The organism is Methanofollis formosanus (assembly GCF_019633745.1).
In the GTDB taxonomy this organism is placed as follows: Archaea; Halobacteriota; Methanomicrobia; order Methanomicrobiales; family Methanofollaceae; genus Methanofollis; species Methanofollis formosanus.
This window is the reverse complement of record NZ_CP037968.1, coordinates 2422012-2442280: the sequence shown is the minus strand read 5'-3', so window position 1 is coordinate 2442280 and position 20269 is coordinate 2422012. Positions and strand designations below refer to the sequence as shown.

Here is a 20269-nt window from a genome sequence, read left to right as displayed (position 1 = left end):
GCTCCTACGATTGTGCCCTCCCGACCTGATCGCAGGGGGAGGGGCGCTGGCGGTGTCCCCAGCACGAGGACGTGAGAAGGTGTGATGATCAGACATGCCGCCCCCATCGCAGAACCTTTCCTGTCATCTCGCGCCGGGGGGCGAGTGACCCCCGGACCCCCCACGGACGAAGATAGCCGAGGGGCGGCGATGATAGGTGTTCCCGCCCGCTTCCATGTCATGAAGAACAGACCAGGATCCCTTCACACCCCCCACAGAAGAGAGAGGCCCCTTCTTCATGAGTCGTTCTGCAGCCCAGAGTTTCCGGCACCGATACCAATTCCGACCGATCCCGATGACCACCCCAGAGCCGAATTTTCATCTACCCGGACGACCAACATTCTCCCATGTATCGTCTCTCGTGCATCCACTGTGGTGCCGAATACGCGCCCGGCGAGATCATCTATACATGCCCGAAGTGTGGGCACCTGCTCACCGTCGAATATGATCTGAATACCATCTCCGTGACCAGAGACGAGTGGGACCGCCGCCCCCTCTCGGTCTGGCGCTACCGGGAACTCCTCCCGGTCACCATCAAGCCGGTCAGCCTTCAGGAAGGGGGCACGCCCCTCTACCACCTGGAGCGGCTCGGCGAAGAACTCGGCCTCCCGCACCTCTATGCCAAGCACGAAGGGATGAACCCGACCGGCTCCTTCAAGGACCGCGGGATGACCGTCGGGGTCTCGATGGCCCTGCAGCTCGGGATGAAGAGCGTGGCCTGCGCAAGCACCGGCAACACCTCGGCCAGTCTGGCGGCATATGCGGCGAAGGGCGGCGTCCCGGCAGTCGTACTCCTGCCGGCGGGCAAAGTCGCCCTCGGCAAGGTCGCCCAGGCCCTGATGCACGGGGCCAAAGTGATCGCGATCCGGGACAACTTCGACCGCGCCCTCGAACTGGTCCGCGAACTATGCATCAAGCACGGGATCTATCTGTTGAACTCGGTCAACCCGTACCGGCTTGAGGGGCAGAAGACCATCGCGTTCGAGGCCGTCGACCAGCTCGGCGACGTCCCGGACCGTTTCGTTCTCCCGGTCGGGAACGCGGGCAACATCTCTGCGGCCTACAAGGGGCTGCGCGAGCTCGAAGGCCTCGGGTTCATCGACCGCCTCCCGATGATGACCGGGATCCAGGCGGCCGGTTCGCAGCCGGTGGTGCAGGCCGTGCGGGGCAGCCTCCCCGAGGTCGTGCCCCAGACGAACCCCGAGACCGTGGCCACCGCGATCAGGATCGGCGCACCGGTCAATGCCGAGAAGGCCCTGACGGCGATCCGGGCGACCGGCGGCACGGCCGCGGCGGTGACCGACGAAGAGATCCTCAGCATGCAGCGCGACCTCGCCCGGAAAGAGGGGATCGGGGTCGAACCCGCCTCTGCGGCCTCGGTGGCGGGGATCAAGAAACTCGTCGAGGAGGGGGCGATCGACCGGGACGAGCGGATCGTCTGTGTCGTGACCGGGCACCTCCTCAAAGACCCGGAGACGGTGATCAAACAATGTCCATCCCCGATCGAGATCGAGGCCACCGAGCAGGCCTTGCTCTCTGTCTTGCACTTATAATCGCCCTTGCGGGGCCGGTCTCGGCCCTGAACGCAACCGTCGAGGTGCTCCCTGGTGGCGACGCCTACCAGGGGGCGGTCACCCTCGTCAACGAGAGTGAATACTCCTTCTGGATGGCAGGTCCCCTTGGTGAGACCCTCCCCCTCGAAGTAAAAAATGTCACGATCTCAGGGGAGTGCGGGACAAACTGCACCTATTCGTGGAAGGATAAAAATACCGTCTCCTTCCAGCAGGGCAATGCGACCATACGCTACGAGGCCGACATCAAGAACCGGGACCTTCAGGTCCTCATGACCGACCCCTCCAATCTCACCGTCACCCTGCCCGAGGGCCTCTCGGTCTCCAACCCCCTCCTTGGGTGGACGAGCAGCGGTGCGACGGTGAACGAGGAAAAGAACGGCACGACCACAGTGCAGTGGGAGAATACCCGGTTTGCCGAGGTCCGCTACTACGACCCCGGACAGGAGCGGCTCCTCTATATCTTCGGGTCGATCTGGGTGACGGTCGCGGTGGTGCTCCTCTTCCCGTACCTCCTCCTCCGCCGGCAGAAACCCCCCGAGATCCCGCCGCCTGAGGACCCCTAAGATCTTTGTGACCAGGGTTGGTCGAGGCACGGGAGAGCGGCGGATCTGGTGAGGATGATTGTCTTTCTCATCATCCTCTCAGGTGGCCCTCTTCCATCTTCTAAGGTCATCCCAAAACTTTCCTGCCCCCATCCTCCACCAAAGATAGAGACAGAGGACGGTGTATAATTCGGCATGAACCCCGGGTCAAGCTACACGATGAAAATTGCTCTGAGCAGCGCTACAGAGTTTTGGCGACAGCAGGACCGATCCTGTGATTGCGGGCGGCCGTTCTGATCGACGTGCCTTCCCCAATCATACGCGCCGGGGGCCGGCCCTGCCCCCGGACTCCCAGGATGAAGATAGGGCGGGAAGAAAAAGGGCCGATCATTCAGAAGTGGTTTTCCCGGCATGAACCAGACACCATGACGGGTGCCTTCATCGCCGTGTCCGGGAGAGCACCAGAACAACACCGATGCCACCGAGAGCAAGACAAGATGCAAAACCCGGCGATTCTGTGGTCGGATGTGGGGTGCTCGTCGTCTTCTCCACCGGGATAAGAGCATACTCCATCATCGGCCCGTTGAGAATGGCAATTTCCCAGTATATATCATCATCATGGATCGTGAGCAGCGCGCTCTCGATCCTGGCATCTTCAGGTTGACGACCGAGAGCCTGTTCAATCGCCTCCGACCTGTTGACCGTAAGTTGGTCCTCAGAGAGATACCTGCCTGAAACGATATTCCCGTCCTCGAGGTCAACGATATATTCCGAAAACGTCCCCTCCTCATCAATGAAGTACACCCTGGACCGTGACGTTCCGGTCGGCTCTTCCTTATACCGTTCAGGGGAGTGAGCTGCGATATAGGTCTGGACGTCCTCATCCTCTTTGAGCACCGGGTACTTCTGATAGAGTCCCCTGAAAGGATCGCGATCAGGTGTCGGGATGGGTAGTGGCTCGTCGCGATCTATGATTCTGACAAACACAATCGAAGGTTCCTGATTATGTTCCGCAGTCTGGTTGTTGAGATAGAAGAGTTTCTTCTCGCTCGCATTGACCGGGATGATACACACATACCGGTGCGTCCGATTCCTGCCGTATTCTCCCCATTCAATCTTGCCATGTTCTTCGATAAATGTCCTGATGGTCTCGTTCTTCTGGGCGTTGGGATGAATGCCGTACAGGATCAAGGTCTGGTTTCCTTGACCTGGAAGAGGTGTCTGCACTGCGGCAGATACCGGAACGATAAAGAAGAATACTGCAACCAGAAGCCCGATGATCAGAAGAGCGGTGAATTTTGACATAAAAAATGTTTAATTATACCTCGGAACCTCTCCGAGGTAAGTCTGTGTTCTGAAATCTTCGTACCTGAGGATGCCGTCACCTGTAGGATCTTCCGGGTCTTCTGTATTCCATGAATCATCGGCATCATCATAGTGGGTCATATCAATGTGGATATTCCCTGCCCTTATATACGCTTGTGGATCGTCAAATGAATTCCAGGTAGGATCTGAATGGATCCAGGCGTTTCCATCCCATGATTCTGCAATACCATGCCCCCATACTTCCTCGGTCGTGGCATTTTCCATGGTGAAAGCCAAGAAACGTGTTGGGATGCCAAGTGATCGGGTGAAAGCGGTATACAAAGTTGCAAATTCATCACAGACTCCATCGTATTCTCCATCATCATTGGGATGATTCTGCATGTACACGTCGGACGTAATATAATACAAATAAGGTGACTTGTTGGTATAATTCATTTTATCATTTACGTATTGCATTGTCCTGTACGCAGTATCATAGGGATTATTTGTGTTGTCACCAGCGTATGCTGCTTCAGATATTACCCAGTATCCCTCGTAGAATGGGAAATGATAGAGATCACTTGTTTCTAGATTATCTCCATTGTTTGGATCTGGAAAATGAGAATCATCGTTGTTGTATATCTCTGTCCCATTAATTGGCAATATTGCTGAATATGTTTGTTCATAATAAGGCCCTGCCTGTATTATAACACCCATCGGTTTTACTCCAACCGAATCCGGCCTAACTTTAAATGGAACTAACACCGACCTCGTTTCACCAGGTAAAAGGTCAGAATATGTTTGGTAATAGGCATATCCATCCTCAATCGAACAGACAAGTACTCTTCCACTTGCCAGAGTCGGGCCGAAATTTGTGATATTGACTACATGGGGTATCACAGTATCCTGGATCCAGTACCATGTGAATGTTCCATTCTTCATTACAACATCAAAGTTACTTTTCGCTGATTTTACTACCCTTGTTGAATCATCCGTTACATTTACATGAGCTGTGTGGCCAGGTAAAAATTCTACTTCCATTTCTGGCTCAAGAAAGTTGACATCTTCATTGATAACCATCAGCCCAGGTGTTCTTTCAACCTCTTCAGGACTAATGGTGCAATCTGGCTCTTCGATGATGATCTCTTTGGTGTACATCGACATATCTCGTGGTTCAACCCACTGATCAAAAGAATCGATCCAGTTTTCCCCAGTTTTTTCGGCACTGACCAGCGGAACAAAGATCGTTCCGACGAGTACCAACACCAGAAGCACACTCCAAAGCTGCGCTCCAATTTTTCTTCTCATTTCTCTTCCTCCAATTTCTCCCGGAGGAAAGAGAAAACCATAAGTACTGGTAAGCCTATGTTCTCTTGCCTCCGGGCAATGTGGGGTCCCGTCAGCGTCTGGACAATGTAGCGGGGCTCCACCAGAAGACCACTTCGGTCTCCACGACCTTAGATATATTAAAATTATTATATATCGTTTGTGGACATATCCTCTAATTGTCACAGGGTTCTCATCGCCCCCATGAGCACCACCAAAATAAAGACTTTGTAGAATCACTCGTGAAGCGAAAGCACGCCTCAGGCATACCACATGAAAAGTTTCTCATAGAGCACTCAAAAGTATCTTGGCTCGATCAATCATCCAAATCAAGACTCATCTCGGCCATTTCTCAGCCTCCCCCGCTTCAATCGCAATCCCGGGGCTCCTAAAGCAGTGCCACCGGTGTGATTGGCAGAGGAAGACGGACCGATCAGATGTGCCACCCACAGAGAGAATAAAGCGTATTCCCTTGTCCTTTCTCGCCGGGGGGAGGCCCTCCCGGACAGCGAAAGCCTCTGGCTTTCTCGACTGCTCAAAGATTTTCAATCTTCTCTACTCCTTCCAGCCATCCCCCGCATCACGATAGGACAAAATAGCGCAACCCCCTCTCCATGTCCATTGGTCTAACCTTCCCAGTTCAATCTTCCTCCTGGAAGAACAAGCGAGAGCGAGTTCGAGAACATAGGAAATGCAGAGCATTTCCTTGACAGGAAGATCTTCGATCTTCCGTGGACCTCTGTTTTCGCTGACGACCGGAGGCAGTCGAGAAGACGAAGACTTTGTTGTCCGGGGGCAGTGCCCCTCGTCCAAGCATGGGGGAAAGTGGGAGAATCACGCTCGTACCCCTTATTTCCACACCCAATCTTCAGTTCAAGAAATACGTAGCTGTAAGTTTTTGTTTACCAGAATGCAAAACCCTGGCGCGCGAGTGATGAGGATCGGTGAACGTATAGGACTTCCTGGTTCTTGCTGACGTGAGGTACTCTCGCTCCATGCCTATGACGAGAGGGATCACCTCAATATCTTTTACCCTAATGCAGCAGACACTCAGACGACCGTGACCTCGATCCAGCGTGACGCGACACCGGCGTCCAGCATCAGGACATATGCCCCCGGACTGCACTCAGGACATGCCGAGAGGTTCATCTCGGCCTGATAAGCGGTGTCCGGTTCTGCATGGAAGACCATGGGATCGATCCCGACCGAGAACCCGTCAGGCATCGGGCATTGCTCCTTCTCCTCCGCAGCGGTCACCCGGCAGAGGGTGTACCTCACCTCGCCGACCGTCCCGGCCCCGGTCTCAAGGGTGACCGGCACCGTCGCCGCCCCGCCCCGCACCACCTCGACATGCTCCTGGACCTGGAGACTGGCAGCCCCCGCCGCAGCCCCGGTTTCCTCCTCCCCCCCGACCCCGGTGTAGGCCACGATCGAGATCGCCGCAATGAGGAGACAGATAACGGCAAATTCAATAAAAAAGGACTTCTGGCCCATATTTCATCTCCTGCCGACCCTCGAAGCCGGCTTTGACGCACTCCTGTTGCTTCAGAGAGCAATATATTTTCTGATACGATACAGAGCATCCGATCAGAATCCTGAAGCATCAATCCCGGGATCAGACAAAGAGAGGGGAGGGGAGACGCACCCTCTGGTCGGCTCAGCTTTTCTGTGACAGAAGAGCCTTCCAGCAAAAAATATTAGTTCCGGTCGACCGCGAACGCCCCGGCGTTGTGGTCGGCGATCGCCTGGATCTTGGCGATCTCTTCCTCGTTCTTCTTCGGCCTGAAGAGGTGGCGGAACCGCTTCTGGACCTCGAGGTACTCCTCGACCGGCTTGCGGTTTGCGACCTTCCTCACATGCTCCACCTCGCCGTCGATCATCTCGAAGTTCACCCAGAGTCCGGTCTCGACGGCGAGACGACCGATCTTCATCGTCTGCGAACCGTCGAAGCCCCAGCCCGTGCAGCACGGCGCATGGACCTGGATGTAGTTGGGGCCGGGAGTGTTCACCGCACGCTGCACCTTCCTGATCAGGTCGTTGGGGTAGGCCATCGAGGCCGTCGCCACATAACTCGCCCCATGAGCGGCCAGGATGGCGGGCATATCCTTCTTGGGCCGCTTGTTCCCGGTGGAGCACTTGCCGGCTGGGCTCGTGGTGGTGTTGGCGTCGTACGGCGTCGCACCCGAGCGCTGGATGCCGGTGTTCATGTAGGCCTCGTTGTCGTAGCAGATGTAGGTGATGTCGTGCCCCCGCTCGAAGGCACCCGAGATGCAGAGCACCCCGATATCGAAGGTGGCGCCGTCGCCGCAGATGCAGACGACATGCTCGTCGCGTCCCTGCTTCTTGAGGGAGGACTCGATCCCCGAGGCCACCGCCGCGGCGTTCTCGAAGAGCGAGTGGATCCACGGCACGCCCCAGGCCGTCTCCGGATACGGGGTCGAGAAGACCTCCATGCACCCGGTCGAGGCCACCACGATCGTGTTCGGACCCGTGCCCTTCAGAATGAGTTTTGCGGCCAGGGCAGGCCCACAGCCGCCGCAGGCGCGGTGGCCGCACTGGAAGAGTTCAGATTCCCGGTCCATTTAGAGCACCTCCGTCCTCAGCCCATAGAACTGGTCGCCGATCCCCTTCTCCGCAAGGTCGGCGACCGCCCGGATATCGCGTTTTCTGATGTCGCGCCCGCCCAGGGCAACGATGTAGTCGAGCACCTCGGTCCCGGTGCCGTAGAGGGCGTCCTTCACCTCGAGGGCGACCGCACCCTTCTGCCCGAGCGAGATGTTCTTGTCCAGCACCGCCACCTTCGAGACACCAGCGAGAGCTGCCTTTATTTCTTCAGACGGGAACGGCCTGAAACTCCGGATCTTCAGGAGACCGACCTTCTTCCCTTCCTCACGCATCTCGTCGATCGCGTCCTTGACCGTCCCGCAGATCGAGCCCATCGCCACCAATGCGATCTCCGCGTCCTCAAGACGGTAGCCCTCGACCAGCCCGGAGTAGTCGCGCCCGAAGGTCTCGCCAAACTCGGCGCCGACATCGGCAAAGACTTTCCGCGCCCGCTTCATCGCTTCTTCGACCTCGTACCTGAACTCCATGTAGTAGTCAGGGGTCGCATACATCCCCAGCGACATCGGGTTCTTCGCGTCCAGGATGTTCACCGGCTTGTAGGGCGGGAGGAAAGCGTCGACCTCCTCCAGGGTGGGGATGTCCACCGGTTCGTAGGTGTGGGTCAGGATGAACCCGTCGAAACAGACCATCGCAGGCAGGAGGACGTCGTGGTCTTCGGCCACCTTGTAGGCAATATAGTGGAGGTCGTTCGCCTCCTGGTTGTCCTCGGCATAGAACTGCATCCAGCCTGCGTCGCGCAGGGAGATCGAGTCCTGCTGGTCGTTCCAGATGTTGAGGGGTGCACCCATCGCACGGTTGGCGATGGTCATCACGACCGGCTGGCGCATCCCGGCAACATTGAAGCAGACCTCGAACATCAGGGCCAGCCCCTGGGAGGTGGTCGCGGAGTAGACCCTGGAACCCGCGGCACTCGCACCAAGACAGGCGGAGAGGGCGGAGAACTCGCTCTCAACACAGATATAGTCGGCGTCGAGTTCACAGTCTGCGACCATGCTCGCGAGCGCCTCGACGATATGGGTCTGGGGGGTGATCGGATAGGCAGCGATCACTTCGGGGCGGCAGCGCTTCACGGCCTCGGCGACCGCGTGGGAGCCTTCAAGAATTTCCATCATTGTTTACTTCTCCTCCTGGACCATCTCGATGTCATCCACCGGACACTCCTCGACGCAGAGGCCGCAGCCCTTGCAGTAGTCGTAGTCAGCGACATAGAAGCCGTCCTCGCGTTCATACACGCACCCTTCGGGGCACACGACCTCACAGAGTCCGCACTTCACGCATTTTTCATATTTGAAGACAGGCTTGAAGACGCGCCAGGACCCGGTCTTGTTGTCATGGGCGCGGCCCGGGGGGGCGGCGCACCCGACTCTCAGTGCCATCAGGCCTCACCCTTGATGAGGTTATAAGCATATTCTGCGGCGGCGACGTTCTTGTCGGCGAGTTTCCCGGGGAAACGAGCGCGCAGGGCCTTCTCAAGCGCCGGGAGGGCAATCTCGCCGGAGGCGGCGGCAAAGGCGCCGATCAGCGTGGTGTTGGTAATCGGCACTCCAAGGTGCTGGAGGGCGATCGCGGTTGCGTCGATCACGATCACCTTCACCCCTTCGGGGACTTCAACCGAGAGCTCCTTTTCTGTGTTGATCAGGGCGATACCGCCCTCTTTCATCCCGCCAAAGACGTTCACGTCGCCGACCAGCGTGCTGTCCTGCACGATAACATAGTCGGGCTCGTAGACCTCGCTGCGCAGGCGGATCTTCCTGTCGCTGAAGCGGACAAATGCCTGCACCGGCGCCCCCCGCCGTTCGACGCCAAAAGACGGGAAGGCCTGGGAGTAGATTCCGCCTTCAAACGCAGCGACGGCGATCAGTTCGGCAGCAGTGACAGAACCCTGTCCACCCCTGCCATGGATGCGTAACTCTCTCACTCAGAATACCCCACATAATTTATCATGATTAATAAATAAGAATATTTTGCCAGCAAGCAGCCAACTGGACAGAAGGCACCATCCGTGTACATAAGTGCCAGTAAAAATCATCATCATCTTCTATCAACTTTACGAAATAAACCGCCAACACTCAAAATCGTGTAAAATACGATTATATAAGGGATTTTTTTCGAGGCAGATCCGATCCTCGCGTAGAGGCATAATTCCGTCCTTCCTGGGGAATCCCGGATCAATTTTACCTGAAGGGAGAGGAAATTGACCCAAAAAGCCAACATCTGACGACCAATCCCAAAATACAGCAACCATACGAGCCAGAATTCCTATAATTCCAGAGGGAGGCCAAGAACCGGCGCGCTCCCGGTGAATACGTCGTGAGCGATCCTGGCAAGGCCGCGGGCCGCGCACCATTCGTCATAGACGGCGACCTCCCGGCAGAGGAGGGCGCGTACCTCGTCCGCCACCACCGGGGCCTTCGAGCCTGCAAGCGCCACCTGTGCCCGGGGGTTGAGGAGGAGCATCGAGGCGCACTCCATCGCCGCAAACATCGCGATGGTGCGGTCCTGCTCTTCGGGGGGGAGGGTGTGGGTGACGCCCGCATGGAGGAAGGCCTCGTTCGCCGTCTCGATCCCGGCGTCGATCCGCCGGATGGCGTCGACGTCCAGCGCCCCGTGCTGGGTGCCCGGCGCAAAGACGCAGGCATCGAAGGCCCCCACGATTTCGCCGCCTGAGACCAGGAGCGTGACGGTGTTTGAGGAGATGTCGGAGACCACCACGTCCCCACCCAGGTCATGACAGACCTCATAGGCGATCCCCAGTTTTTCCGGGCTGGTCTGGTGCGAATAGGCCTTGAAACGCGGGTCGGTCGGGGAGCCGCGGTGGATGCCGGGGACCACGACCGCGGGGATCCCGCTCGCGGCCACCTCGTCGTAGACGCGCGTCCCGCCACCGATGTGCTTGCCAGCCCCTTCCCGGGAGACGACCCCGCGGTGCTTCACCTTTCTGATGTCGGTGACGGCCGAGATCCCGTCACCCATCGAGTAACAGACCGCGATCCCCTCAATCTCATCCAGGGGGCATAGTCGTTCGAGGTCATGGACCGAGAACTCGCGTGCCGCCTCGCGTGAGATCTTGAAATGCCCCTCCTCGGAGGCAAAGCGCATGGCCGTCGTGCCATGATCGATCCCGATAAACATACCACTATTCCTATAGCATTGGAAGGATATTCAATGGTGATGTTCAGCATAGTCACAGGCGGTGCCGGATTCATCGGCTCGCACACCGTGGACGCCCTCGTCGCACGCGGCGACGACGTCGTGGTCATCGACAACCTCAGCGCCGGTTCGACCGAGCAGATCGCCGGCCACCTCCAGGCGGGAGATGTCAGGTTTGTCAGGGCCGACCTCCTCGACGACGGGTGGCAGTCGGTCTTCGAAGGGGCCGACCGCATCTACCACATCGCCGCCGACCCCGACGTCCGGCAGAGTGCCCAGAGTCCTGGCGTCCAGGTGGACAACAACATCCTTGCCACGCAGCGGGTGCTCGACGCCATGCACGAGCACGGGGTACCTGAACTGGTCTTCACCTCCACCTCCACCGTCTACGGCGAGGCCTCGGTCATCCCGACCCCTGAGCACTATACCCCGATGCTCCCGATCTCGGTCTACGGCGGGACCAAACTTGCCTGCGAGGCGCTGATCTCGGCCTACGCTCATTCTTTCGAGATGCAGGCCTGGGTCTTCAGGTTCGCCAACATCATCGGCGAGCGGAGCGGGCACGGGGTGATCACCGACTTTATCAGGAAACTGCGGGAGAACCCGCGGGAACTCGAGATCCTGGGAGACGGACGGCAGACCAAATCGTACCTGGACGTCCGCGAGTGCGTCGGGGGCTTTGAGTATGCGGTCGCCCACGCAAACGAGACCGTCAACACCTTCAACATCGGTTCAGAGGACTGGATCGACGTCGTCTCCATCGCGGACATCATCGTCGACGAGATGGGGCTCTCGGACGTGGAGTACCGTTTCACCGGCGGGGCGCGGGGCTGGGTCGGAGACGTCCCGAAGATGCAACTCTCCATCGAGAAGATGAAGGCCCTCGGATGGCGGCCGGACCTCGGGTCTGAGGAGAGCGTCAGAAAGACCGTGCGCGCCATCCTCCGGTGATGCCATGGACCTGATCGCCACGGTCCTCATCGCCGTGCAGAGCGCCCTCCCCTTCTGGGAGTCGCGCTACGCGATCCCGCTCGCGATCCAGGGAGGCTACCCGCCGGTCGCCGCCGCCGCGATCGGGATCGCCAGCAACCTTGCCGTGGTCGTGGTGCTCCTCCTCCTTCTCGAACCGGTCTCCGACTTCCTGATCGCCAGATCGAAACTTTTCGAGAAATTCTTCGACTGGCTTTTCACCCGGACGCGCCGACACTCGGAACGCTTCGAACGCTGGGGCGCCCTCGCCCTCATCCCCTTCGTCGCCGTGCCCATCCCGGTCACCGGTTCATGGACGGCCTGCGCCGCAGCATTCGTATTCGGAATCAGGTTCCGCTATGCCCTCCCCGCCATCGCTGCCGGGATGTTGATCGCCGTTGCCGTCACCACCATTACTATGCTTGGAATCACATCTGTACACGGAATGCTCGGATGATACCCATGAAATACATCGTCGTGCTGGGGGACGGGATGGCCGACGAACCCCTCGAAGAACTCGGCGGACAGACCCCCCTCGAATATGCTAACACCCCCAACATGGATCTCGTCGCGAGAGAGGGCCGGTGCGGACTCCTGAAGACCGTGCCCGACGGTTTCGAGCCAGGAAGCGACGTCGCAAACCTTTCGGTCCTGGGCTACGACCCGCGGACCTGCTATACCGGACGGGGGCCACTGGAGGCGGCGAGCATGGGGGTCGACCTGGCCCCGTCGGACTATGCCTACCGCTTCAACCTGGTCACGCTCAGGGACGGGGTGATGGAGGACTTCAATGCCGGACATATCTCCAGTGAGGAGGGCGCCGCGCTCATCAGGTCTCTTGCCGTGCCTGGCGCCGACCTCCACCCCGGCGTCTCGTACCGTAACCTGATGGTCGTCCATGAAGCCGAAGGGTCGGAGACCTCCCCGCCTCACGACATCGTCGGGCAGGCGGTCGCCCCGTACCTCCCGAGAGGCGGGGACGCTCCTCTTCTCGCTCGGTGCATGGAGGCCGCAGAGGCTGCATTTGCCGACCACCCGGTGAACCGCGCCCGCACAGCCGCAGGAAAACTCCCGGCCACGACGATCTGGCCGTGGAGCGGGGGGAAGCGCCCGGCGATCCCGGACTTCACGGAGCGCTGGGGGCTTGCAGGCGGGATGATCTCCGCGGTCGACCTCCTCAACGGGATCGCGACGTACGCCGGGATGGAGGTGATCCATGTCCCGGGCGCCACCGGGTTCATCGACACCGACTACCAGGCCAAGGCCCGGCATGCCCTGGAGGCCATCGAGCACCTCGACTTCATCTACATCCATGTGGAGGCGCCGGACGAAGCCGGACATATGGGCAGCGTCGAGGAGAAGGTGAAGGCGATCGAGGGGGTCGACGGACTGCTCGGCACTGTCCTCGACCACTTCGACGGGGCAGTCGCCCTCCTCCCCGACCACCCGACGCCGATCAGGCTCAAGACCCACACCAGCAACCCGGTCCCCTTCGCGGTCCTGGGGCATGGCGCGGACTCCACCAGGGTGTACTCGGAGCGCGAGGCGGCGAAGGGTGCGTACGGTCTGCGCAACTCGGCCGACCTCCTGCCTCTTCTTTTCGGGCGGAAGAGCGCGTAGGACTTTATTTTGCTTTGTAGAGATGCTCAAGATGGGCATCTCTGCGGGGGACTGCCCGCCCCCCGATCCGCCCCACATCAGGATAGGATCAGGGACGGCGATCCCATTTACAGGCCATCGATTGTGCCTTCCCGCTCCTATCTTCATCCCGGAGGTCCGGGCACTCTCCCCCGGCGTGAGCATGAGGGAAGGCGATGGATGAAGGTCACAGAGGGGTTGAGGTGATGAAAAGAGGATGTTCTACAGAGCCAAAAATGCCAGAAACTTATTTTCAAAGAAGAACGTGCGGCATCAGAACCCTGCATTCATCATGGATCAGAGGGGGTAACTCTCATCATCTGCCGCACCCCGCGGCCCGGATGGTCCCGGGCGCTCGGGGGAGTTACTCGTATCTGGCCATATATCTCTTTTCCCTGCATAAATATCGATCCAGACCGGCACCAGAGAGACGGGGTTCCAGTCGCCGAGGAGAGGGTGCCGGGTCTGGCGGCGCGGAAGAGGTAAGGGTCCGGGTTGACCGGCATCTTCAATCTATCCCCAAATATAACACAGATATAGATACCGCACCTATAGATCAGGTGAGTAATCATGCCTGGAAAGAAGACACTCACACTCGGGATCACCGTCAACCTTGACAACTACGAGAACCTCCGCCTCGAGGTGGCCGGAGAGGTGGAGTCGCAGGAGGACGCCGACGAACTCGCCGGGTTCCTCGACGGGATGCTGGCCAGACTCGGGCGAGGCGACGAAGCAACCGCCGAACGGGTGGACGCCTACCGTCGCCGGGTCTTCTCTACGGAGAAGGCAACAGAACCTGAACCTCCGGCCCCGGTAAAGGAACAGACCGTGCTCGTGCCCATCGAGGTCGAGGAAGAGGAGCCAGAAGAGGTCGCACCTGAACCGGCGCCTGCACCCATCACACCCCCCACACCGGCAGTGGCGGAGCCCATGGTCCCTGAACCGGCACCGGCACCTGAAACCATAACTCCTCCCGCACCGGCGGTGGCAGAACCCCGGGCTTCTGAACCGGTACCGGAAAAACCAGCAGCACCGGCACCAGAACCCACACCGGAAAAACCGACAAAGCCCGCGGCTGCACCCACACCAAAACCCGCCCCGGCCGCCGGAGAAGCGGTCTGCGAGGAGTGCGGTGCACCGGTCACCAAGACCCAGAAACAGATGAGCCAGCTCTTCCTGAGCAAAACCCTTTGCAAGGGCTGCATGGACAAACTGACTCACCCGCAGTGAGCGCCGGGCGAAAAGAAAGATCTACAGCCTATAAATAGAGACGGGACGAGGGATTGATAATGAAAAAGGACCTCCTCATGTGGGACGAGACCCTCTTCCGGGACCCAGAAGTCTTCGAGATCGATTATGTCCCGGAGCAGTTCAACCACAGGGAGACCCAGATGCGGGAACTCGCGTTCCAGATCACGCCGGGGCTCAGGGGAGGCAGGCCGCTCAACACCATCTGCAGGGGCCTGCCCGGTACCGGCAAGACGACAAGCGTGCGCAAACTCCTCGGTCAGGTGGAAGAGCACGAGAGCAAACTGGTCCCGGTCTACATCAACTGCCAGATCGACAACACCAAGTTCGCCGTCTTTGCCCAGATCTACCAGAAACTCTCCGGCCGCCACCCTCCCGCCTCAGGCACCTCGTTCAAACAGATCTTCGACTTCGTCGCCAGACGCCTCCAGAAAGAGGAAAAGGTTCTGCTCGTCGCCCTCGACGATGCAAACTATCTCCTGTACGAGAACGAGATCAACAAGATCCTCTATCCCCTCCTCCGCTCGCACGAGGCCTATCCTGGCACCAGGATCGGGGTGATCACCATCATCTCCGACATGAACGTCGACCTCTCCCGCGAGGTCGATCCCAGGGTCGCCTCGGTCTTCCGACCGACCGAGATCTACTTCCCCCCGTACGGCACCGACGAGGTGCGCCACATCCTCTCCGAGCGGGTGATGACCGGGCTGTACCCCGGGGCACTCTCCGATGCGATGCTCGACCTTGTCGTCGAGCAGACGATGAAGAGTGGCGACCTGCGGGTCGGGCTCGACCTCCTCAAGCGTGCCACCCTCAACGCGGAGACGGCCGCCAGGCGGCAGGTCGAGGAGGACGACATCTGCCGGGCCTACGAGGTCTCGAAATATCTCCACCTCACCTTCACGCTCAGGACCCTGAAAGATGAAGAGAAAGACCTGATGCGGATCATCGCCACGCTGAGTCGGGAGAAGGACGAGAAGGAGGAGATGAATGCAGGAGGCGTGTATGAAAAGGCAAAAGAGCACATGAAACTCGGATACACAAGATATTATGAGATCGTGAAAAAGCTCGATGCCATGCGCCTCATCAATCTCAATTATCGCCAGGGACGGGGCCGGACGCGGGTCATATCCCTCAGATACGACCCCAATCGGATCCTCAAACTCCTGGTCTGAGGGATCGATTGACAAGTCTTATCTATTCTCTCCGCGTTCTTTATGTGAACGGTGAGATTTCCATGCTGAGCGTGAATGAACAGGCCCTTGACATTTTCAACGATATTTTCGAGTACCCTGAAGACTACAACGTCGCGGCACACGAGCTGGACAATGGTGCCAGGATCGTCGATGCCGGCGTCTCGGTAGCCGGCGGTTACCAGGCGGGACGGGTCTTCACCGAGATCTGTCTCGGCGGTCTGGCCGACGTGAACTTCACGATGGGCCAGATCAAGGGGATCCCGATGCCCTTCATCGAGGTCTCGACCGACTACCCGTCGATCGCGTGCCTCGGCGCACAGAAGGCTGGGTGGACCGTCAAAGTCGGGAACTACTTCGCGATGGGTTCAGGCCCTGCACGGGCACTCTCCCTCAAGCCCAAGCACACCTATGAGGTGATCGACTATCAGGACGAGTGCGAGTCTGCGGTGATCTGCCTGGAGAGCGACCACCTCCCGAACGGCGAGGTCATGCAGTCCGTCGCCGACGCCTGCAAGGTGGACGTCGCCAACACCTGTGCGATCGTCGCCCCGACCTCCTCGATCACCGGGTCCATCCAGGTCGCCGGCCGGTGTGTCGAAACCGCGGTCTACAAACTCAACGAACTCGGGTTCGACACCAGGAAGATCATCGCCGGTATGGGCACGGCCCCGATCCCGCCGGTCCGCGGTCCGAAGCTGGCCATGGGTGTCACCAACGACGCCACCATCTATCACGGCCAGATCACCCTGACGATGGACGCCCCTGAGATCACCGAGTACCTCGAGAAGATCCCGTCCAACAAATCACAGGGCTACGGCAAGCCTTTCAACGAGATCTTCAAGGAGGCAGGATATGATTTCTACAAGATCGATACCTCGCTCTTCTCTCCGGCCGAGGTCATCATCAACGAGCTCTCCAAGGGTGTGGTCTACCATGTCGGCGAAGTGAACCCCGACGTGACCCTGCAGTCCTTCGGGCTCCAGTAATACTTTTTTTGAACACGGTTGTGTAGAATTGGACATGAGGCGAGAGCATGCCTCAAGCATACGGGATGAAAATATCATCCCGGAACTGGATTGATTCTTGATCCTCATCCTTGCGTTCGAGGAGTGAATCGATGCCGAGCATCATGCCGCCCCTCGGCTATCTTCGTCGTGGAGGGTCCGGGGGGGTGAAAAAACCGGTGCGAGATCCCAGGAAAGATTCTACGATGAGGGCGGCACGCCTGATCACCACGCCTTCCCGCACCCTTGCGCCGGGGGCGCTGCCCCCGGACCCCCGGGATGAAGATAGGACGAGGAAGGCAGGGTGCCTGAACGTTCAGAGGATAGTTTTGTTCTCCGTATATCAGTTATAGGGGGAATCTGTGTGTTCAAATTCCTATCCTCAACTCCAGAATTGAATGTCAGGATCATTTTCAGGGTAATTTTTTTGTAGTGATCTTTGTGCGGGAGGGTTGTCGCCTCTCAAACTCTCGGCCCGGGGGACGACCCGCCGCAAGGAGGATTGGGTGGGGGCGGCGATGATGGAATGCTCACACTACCTGTCATGGAGCGATAAGAAGGATCAAAGATCCTTCCACACCCCAGAGATCTGTGATGAGAAATTTTCATCGTGAGCATATCCCAAAAGTATCTGGACTGATCAGCCGTGCCGCCCACCGAGAGAAGAAAGCGTGTTTCCTTGCTCTCTCCCGCCGGGGGAAACCCCCGGAACCCCCCACGACGAAGATAGGGACGGGGCGGCGGCACGCTCTTGAACGACACCATACTTCAGAAACGTCTTCCCATCACATAGCAAGGCCGGAGAGTTTTGGGATGACCTCCGTGTATGCCTGAGCCCCGAGGATCACGCCCGATTCTACAGGGCCGCATTTTCCGTATTCTCAAACTCGTCACCGTTCGTTCCCCCACGAACTGAGGATAAGAGGGGGTGGCACGCAGATCGTTTTCTGGCCGTCCCCTTTTCGCAGGGAGACGGATCAGGATCAAGAAACCTTCCACACCCCGGCGATCTGCGACGAGACATTTTCATGCGGCACGTCTGAGGCATGCTTTTGCCTCATATCCTATTTCACAAAGTCAAATTTTTAGCCACTCCCTCAGACCCAGGTGATCCTCGGCTCGGCCCGCGCCGGCATCCCCGGATGCTCTCCAGGATAGCCGAAGATCAGCGGGGCGATGATCTCATAGCCTGCCGGCACCTCCAGCATCTTCATCAGTTCATGACTCCCGGCGACCGGTCCGGCCGCACCGATCCAGCAGCTCCCGATCCCCATCGCATGGGCGGCGAGCATCATGGTCCCGGCACAGAGGGTGCAGTCATAGGTACTGTACGGGTTCTTCCTGTCACCAAGGACAAGGACGAGCACCGGGGCACCGTAGAAGATCTCGAAGTTCTCCCTGGAGAGAAGTTCTCGAAATACGGTGGCTGTCTCGTCGGTGGCCCCCTCCAGCATCGTGCGGAGGACCGGTTTGCAGTAGTCGGAGATCTGCTTCATCAGCCCGCGGTCCCTGACGACGATAAAACGCCAGGGCTGGAGCCCCATGGCCGTCGGGGCGTGGATCCCCGCGTCGATGATCGTGGTGACGGTCTCTTCGTCGAGGGGCCGCTCCTCGTACGCCCTGATGCTCCGCCGTCCCCTGATGGCCGCAAGGACCATCTCAACCTCAGTCGGCATGGGTCGCCCTGCCGCACCGCGATTTATAAGGGTTTGTCAGGTCCAGGTCCGCCCCGTGATCGGGATCCGGAATATGGCAACCTCTGGAGAAACACGGGGCCGGGCATATCTTTATCCTTCCACACCGAGGAGTATGGCTGAGAGGTATCGTCCATGACATACTTGATCAGAATAGGGGAAGACTTCAAGCCCGCCCCCCAGTTCAAGAGATATTATTTCCTTTCCCTCGTCATCCTGGCCGTTCTCGGAGCCTTCTTCATCGTGCTCCCGGTATCCCTCACCGGAGAGGGGCTGCTCATCCTGCTCTTCGGAGGGGGCATGCTCGCCCTCCTCATCTTCGTCGCCGTCTGGATCCCGTTGTACTACCGGAGCATCGTCTACCATCTCACTGAGACCGAGATGACCTGGAAACGAGGGGTCTGGTTCAGGAGCACCGGGATCGTCCCGTACAACCGGATCACCAATGTCGATATCATCCAGGGCCCGGTGATGCGTCTCTTCGGCATCTCCAACCTCCGCATCCAGACGGCCGGCTACTCGGCGCAGGCCCAGGCCGAGATCAGGATCCTGGGGATCGAGGATCCTGAACCCCTCAGAGAACTGATCATGGCGCAGGTGCGCGGCCGCCCGCCGGTGGCGGCGGTGACCGGCGGCGAGGAGGAAGAGACCGCACCGGCCCCTGTCGGGGCGGGGCAGGATGCGGTCGTCGCCGAACTGCGGGCGATCCGGGAACTGCTCGAGAAGATGGCCGGCAGGTGACCGGCACGATCTTTTTTCCCACCGCCTGAAGGGAGGATCACGACGAAGAGGAAGAGCGGGCGCATGGAGGCCGGTCCGTCCCTCCCAACCAGACCTGTCTCTCCAGCATGGCCCGTCGCGGCCGGAGAGCAGCAACACGTTTAATACCGACCAATGAGAAACATTTATGAACACCGGGCCTGTGGTCTAGTCGGTTATGACGTCGCCCTTACACGGCGAAGATCTCCGGTTCGAATCCGGACAGGCCCATCCATTTTCAAAAGATAATCCCCGATACAACGCAAAGATGTTCCTTTAGAAGATTTCTTCTCAACGTCTGTTCCAAGGAGTATCGAGAGACCTATCTCTCCAGAGAACTGCACCCGGATTTTAGATCCAATCCTCCCGGAAAACCCACACCACCATTGCATAGACCATCTCATTCAAAACGGCAGATATATCCCTCCGAATATATCACCTCCTCTCCCTGAGAGGCGCAGTATGGAATCATGGATCCTCGTTTTCATAATTATCGGAATTCTCGTCGTGTTACCGTGGATTCTAAACATCTCCATGCATTATCTGATGAAAAGAAAGATCCTCAAAAACCTACGTCTGGAGGATCTTCCCGAAGATGAACGGATCACAGTAGTGCAGGAACTCCTGTCTCAGCCCCCGTCACGGAAGGGGCTGTCAAGATATTCGATGATGCTTGCGGTTGTTTTAATCGTCGGAGCGGCAGTGCTCTATCTTGCTGAGAAAGACATATGCTCCGATCTCTTAAAGAACACCCTGGGAGTCCTGACAGGAGCCCTTGCAACAATCGTTGGATTCTACTTCGGAGGACGCGCCGAGGAGATAAAAGCCGAAGAGGTGGAAAAACTGGCGAAAGAAATCCATCCTGAGAAGAAAGACGGCGGGCATTCGCCACCGCCGGAGTGATCGGGATCCTTTCCGCCCGGACGAGACAGGGGTGGGGAATTCTCCCCAAAAATCAGGACCGGGATCACCTATATATAAGAAGCCCGAGTATCCGCCCCCGGTGATGGCCATGCCGTCGTTTAAGTGCAAAGACATCGGGATGAAATGTGAATTCGAGACCACGGCCGAGAACGAGTTCGACCTCGAGCAGAAGATCGCCGACCACGCCCGCGAGGTGCACGGCAAAGAAAATCTCTCTGCAGAGGAGTGGATGCAGATCAAGAAGGCCATCCACTGAACCACTACCAGAAACTCTTT

Annotated in this window: 20 protein-coding genes and 1 tRNA gene; 12 read left to right on the top strand and 9 right to left on the bottom strand. The window is 58.5% G+C overall.

Annotated features, from left to right (window positions below):
• Window positions 1-386: 386 nt before the first annotated feature.
• Both thrC and E2N92_RS11235 read left to right on the top strand, forming a co-directional pair.
• Window positions 387-1592, top strand: a complete 1206-nt coding sequence (gene thrC / locus E2N92_RS11240; RefSeq protein ID WP_220681248.1) for a threonine synthase — start codon at window positions 387-389, stop codon at window positions 1590-1592.
• A complete protein-coding gene (locus tag E2N92_RS11235) occupies window positions 1529-2176 on the top strand; it encodes a DUF5803 family protein (protein WP_220681247.1) in 648 nt (215 codons plus the stop codon). The genes thrC and E2N92_RS11235 overlap by 64 nt, the downstream gene beginning before the upstream one ends.
• A gap of 417 nt (window positions 2177-2593) precedes the next feature.
• On the opposite strand, the gene E2N92_RS11230 is transcribed toward E2N92_RS11235, so the two are convergent.
• The 8 genes from E2N92_RS11230 to E2N92_RS11195 all read right to left on the bottom strand — a co-directional run bounded on the left by E2N92_RS11230 (window position 2594) and on the right by E2N92_RS11195 (window position 10543).
• On the bottom strand, window positions 2594-3460 hold the full coding sequence (locus tag E2N92_RS11230) for a hypothetical protein (RefSeq protein ID WP_220681246.1): 867 nt from the start codon (window positions 3458-3460) through the stop codon (window positions 2594-2596).
• A 9-nt stretch (window positions 3461-3469) separates the two neighbouring features.
• Entirely contained in the window at window positions 3470-4972 is a 1503-nt protein-coding gene (locus tag E2N92_RS11225; protein WP_246589203.1) for a transglutaminase-like domain-containing protein, read from the bottom strand.
• Between the two features lie 864 nt (window positions 4973-5836).
• Window positions 5837-6280 carry a hypothetical protein gene (locus E2N92_RS11220; protein ID WP_220681245.1) on the bottom strand — a complete coding sequence of 148 codons (444 nt, stop codon included), beginning with the start codon at window positions 6278-6280 and terminating at the stop codon, window positions 5837-5839.
• A gap of 203 nt (window positions 6281-6483) precedes the next feature.
• The gene (locus E2N92_RS11215; RefSeq protein ID WP_220681244.1) at window positions 6484-7368 is read right to left on the bottom strand and encodes a thiamine pyrophosphate-dependent enzyme; all 885 of its coding nucleotides are present in this window, start codon (window positions 7366-7368) and stop codon (window positions 6484-6486) included.
• Entirely contained in the window at window positions 7369-8523 is a 1155-nt protein-coding gene (porA, locus tag E2N92_RS11210; protein ID WP_220681243.1) for a pyruvate synthase subunit PorA, read from the bottom strand. It abuts the gene before it with no gap.
• A 3-nt stretch (window positions 8524-8526) separates the two neighbouring features.
• Complete coding sequence (gene porD / locus E2N92_RS11205; protein ID WP_220681242.1) at window positions 8527-8787, bottom strand: pyruvate synthase subunit PorD; 261 nt, start codon at window positions 8785-8787, stop codon at window positions 8527-8529.
• Window positions 8787-9329: a pyruvate ferredoxin oxidoreductase subunit gamma gene (locus E2N92_RS11200; RefSeq protein ID WP_220681241.1), complete on the bottom strand. Its 543-nt coding sequence runs from the start codon at window positions 9327-9329 to the stop codon at window positions 8787-8789. Before E2N92_RS11200 ends, porD begins: the two co-directional genes overlap by 1 nt.
• Window positions 9330-9670: 341 nt before the next feature.
• Window positions 9671-10543, bottom strand: a complete 873-nt coding sequence (locus E2N92_RS11195; RefSeq protein ID WP_220681240.1) for a methanogenesis marker 12 protein — start codon at window positions 10541-10543, stop codon at window positions 9671-9673.
• Window positions 10544-10582: 39 nt separating this feature from the next.
• Between E2N92_RS11195 and E2N92_RS11190 the strand changes: the two genes are divergently transcribed.
• The 6 genes from E2N92_RS11190 to mch all read left to right on the top strand — a co-directional run bounded on the left by E2N92_RS11190 (window position 10583) and on the right by mch (window position 16598).
• Window positions 10583-11512: an NAD-dependent epimerase/dehydratase family protein gene (locus E2N92_RS11190; RefSeq protein WP_220681239.1), complete on the top strand. Its 930-nt coding sequence runs from the start codon at window positions 10583-10585 to the stop codon at window positions 11510-11512.
• A gap of 4 nt (window positions 11513-11516) precedes the next feature.
• Window positions 11517-11987, top strand: coding sequence for a COG2426 family protein (locus tag E2N92_RS11185; RefSeq protein WP_220681238.1), 471 nt, complete (start codon window positions 11517-11519; stop codon window positions 11985-11987).
• A gap of 5 nt (window positions 11988-11992) precedes the next feature.
• Window positions 11993-13150: a cofactor-independent phosphoglycerate mutase gene (locus E2N92_RS11180; protein ID WP_220681237.1), complete on the top strand. Its 1158-nt coding sequence runs from the start codon at window positions 11993-11995 to the stop codon at window positions 13148-13150.
• Between the two features lie 588 nt (window positions 13151-13738).
• Window positions 13739-14398 carry a hypothetical protein gene (locus tag E2N92_RS11175; RefSeq protein ID WP_220681236.1) on the top strand — a complete coding sequence of 220 codons (660 nt, stop codon included), beginning with the start codon at window positions 13739-13741 and terminating at the stop codon, window positions 14396-14398.
• Between the two features lie 59 nt (window positions 14399-14457).
• Entirely contained in the window at window positions 14458-15591 is a 1134-nt protein-coding gene (locus E2N92_RS11170; protein ID WP_220681235.1) for an ORC1-type DNA replication protein, read from the top strand.
• Window positions 15592-15653: 62 nt separating this feature from the next.
• Entirely contained in the window at window positions 15654-16598 is a 945-nt protein-coding gene (gene mch, locus E2N92_RS11165) for a methenyltetrahydromethanopterin cyclohydrolase (RefSeq protein ID WP_220681234.1), read from the top strand.
• Between the two features lie 1115 nt (window positions 16599-17713).
• Here mch and E2N92_RS11160 read toward each other — a convergent pair.
• The gene (locus E2N92_RS11160) at window positions 17714-18292 is read right to left on the bottom strand and encodes a nitroreductase family protein (RefSeq protein ID WP_220681233.1); all 579 of its coding nucleotides are present in this window, start codon (window positions 18290-18292) and stop codon (window positions 17714-17716) included.
• Between the two features lie 153 nt (window positions 18293-18445).
• Here E2N92_RS11160 and E2N92_RS11155 point away from each other — a divergent pair, with 153 nt between their 5' ends.
• The 4 genes from E2N92_RS11155 to E2N92_RS11140 all read left to right on the top strand — a co-directional run bounded on the left by E2N92_RS11155 (window position 18446) and on the right by E2N92_RS11140 (window position 20249).
• A complete protein-coding gene (locus E2N92_RS11155; RefSeq protein WP_220681232.1) occupies window positions 18446-19051 on the top strand; it encodes a PH domain-containing protein in 606 nt (201 codons plus the stop codon).
• 175 nt (window positions 19052-19226) lie between these two features.
• A tRNA-Val gene (locus E2N92_RS11150) sits at window positions 19227-19300 on the top strand.
• Between the two features lie 231 nt (window positions 19301-19531).
• Window positions 19532-19972: a hypothetical protein gene (locus E2N92_RS11145; protein WP_220681231.1), complete on the top strand. Its 441-nt coding sequence runs from the start codon at window positions 19532-19534 to the stop codon at window positions 19970-19972.
• A gap of 109 nt (window positions 19973-20081) precedes the next feature.
• Window positions 20082-20249, top strand: a complete 168-nt coding sequence (locus tag E2N92_RS11140; protein ID WP_220681230.1) for a DUF1059 domain-containing protein — start codon at window positions 20082-20084, stop codon at window positions 20247-20249.
• The last annotated feature ends 20 nt before the right edge of the window (window positions 20250-20269 follow it).

Excerpts from the sequence above, each read along its gene's own strand:
- E2N92_RS11160 (WP_220681233.1), bottom strand. The coding sequence starts at position 18,292 with ATGCCGACTGAGGTTGAGATGGTCCTTGCGGCCATCAGGGGACGGCGG.
- porA (WP_220681243.1), bottom strand. The coding sequence starts at position 8,523 with ATGATGGAAATTCTTGAAGGCTCCCACGCGGTCGCCGAGGCCGTGAAG.
- porD (WP_220681242.1), bottom strand. The coding sequence starts at position 8,787 with ATGGCACTGAGAGTCGGGTGCGCCGCCCCCCCGGGCCGCGCCCATGAC.
- E2N92_RS11215 (WP_220681244.1), bottom strand. The coding sequence starts at position 7,368 with ATGGACCGGGAATCTGAACTCTTCCAGTGCGGCCACCGCGCCTGCGGC.
- E2N92_RS11170 (WP_220681235.1), top strand. The coding sequence starts at position 14,458 with ATGAAAAAGGACCTCCTCATGTGGGACGAGACCCTCTTCCGGGACCCA.
- E2N92_RS11185 (WP_220681238.1), top strand. The coding sequence starts at position 11,517 with ATGGACCTGATCGCCACGGTCCTCATCGCCGTGCAGAGCGCCCTCCCC.
- E2N92_RS11145 (WP_220681231.1), top strand. The coding sequence starts at position 19,532 with ATGGAATCATGGATCCTCGTTTTCATAATTATCGGAATTCTCGTCGTG.
- E2N92_RS11140 (WP_220681230.1), top strand. The coding sequence starts at position 20,082 with ATGCCGTCGTTTAAGTGCAAAGACATCGGGATGAAATGTGAATTCGAG.
- E2N92_RS11180 (WP_220681237.1), top strand. The coding sequence starts at position 11,993 with ATGAAATACATCGTCGTGCTGGGGGACGGGATGGCCGACGAACCCCTC.
- thrC (WP_220681248.1), top strand. The coding sequence starts at position 387 with ATGTATCGTCTCTCGTGCATCCACTGTGGTGCCGAATACGCGCCCGGC.
- E2N92_RS11190 (WP_220681239.1), top strand. The coding sequence starts at position 10,583 with ATGTTCAGCATAGTCACAGGCGGTGCCGGATTCATCGGCTCGCACACC.
- E2N92_RS11195 (WP_220681240.1), bottom strand. The coding sequence starts at position 10,543 with ATGTTTATCGGGATCGATCATGGCACGACGGCCATGCGCTTTGCCTCC.
- E2N92_RS11230 (WP_220681246.1), bottom strand. The coding sequence starts at position 3,460 with ATGTCAAAATTCACCGCTCTTCTGATCATCGGGCTTCTGGTTGCAGTA.
- E2N92_RS11235 (WP_220681247.1), top strand. The coding sequence starts at position 1,529 with ATGTCCATCCCCGATCGAGATCGAGGCCACCGAGCAGGCCTTGCTCTC.
- mch (WP_220681234.1), top strand. The coding sequence starts at position 15,654 with ATGCTGAGCGTGAATGAACAGGCCCTTGACATTTTCAACGATATTTTC.
- E2N92_RS11175 (WP_220681236.1), top strand. The coding sequence starts at position 13,739 with ATGCCTGGAAAGAAGACACTCACACTCGGGATCACCGTCAACCTTGAC.
- E2N92_RS11220 (WP_220681245.1), bottom strand. The coding sequence starts at position 6,280 with ATGGGCCAGAAGTCCTTTTTTATTGAATTTGCCGTTATCTGTCTCCTC.
- E2N92_RS11155 (WP_220681232.1), top strand. The coding sequence starts at position 18,446 with ATGACATACTTGATCAGAATAGGGGAAGACTTCAAGCCCGCCCCCCAG.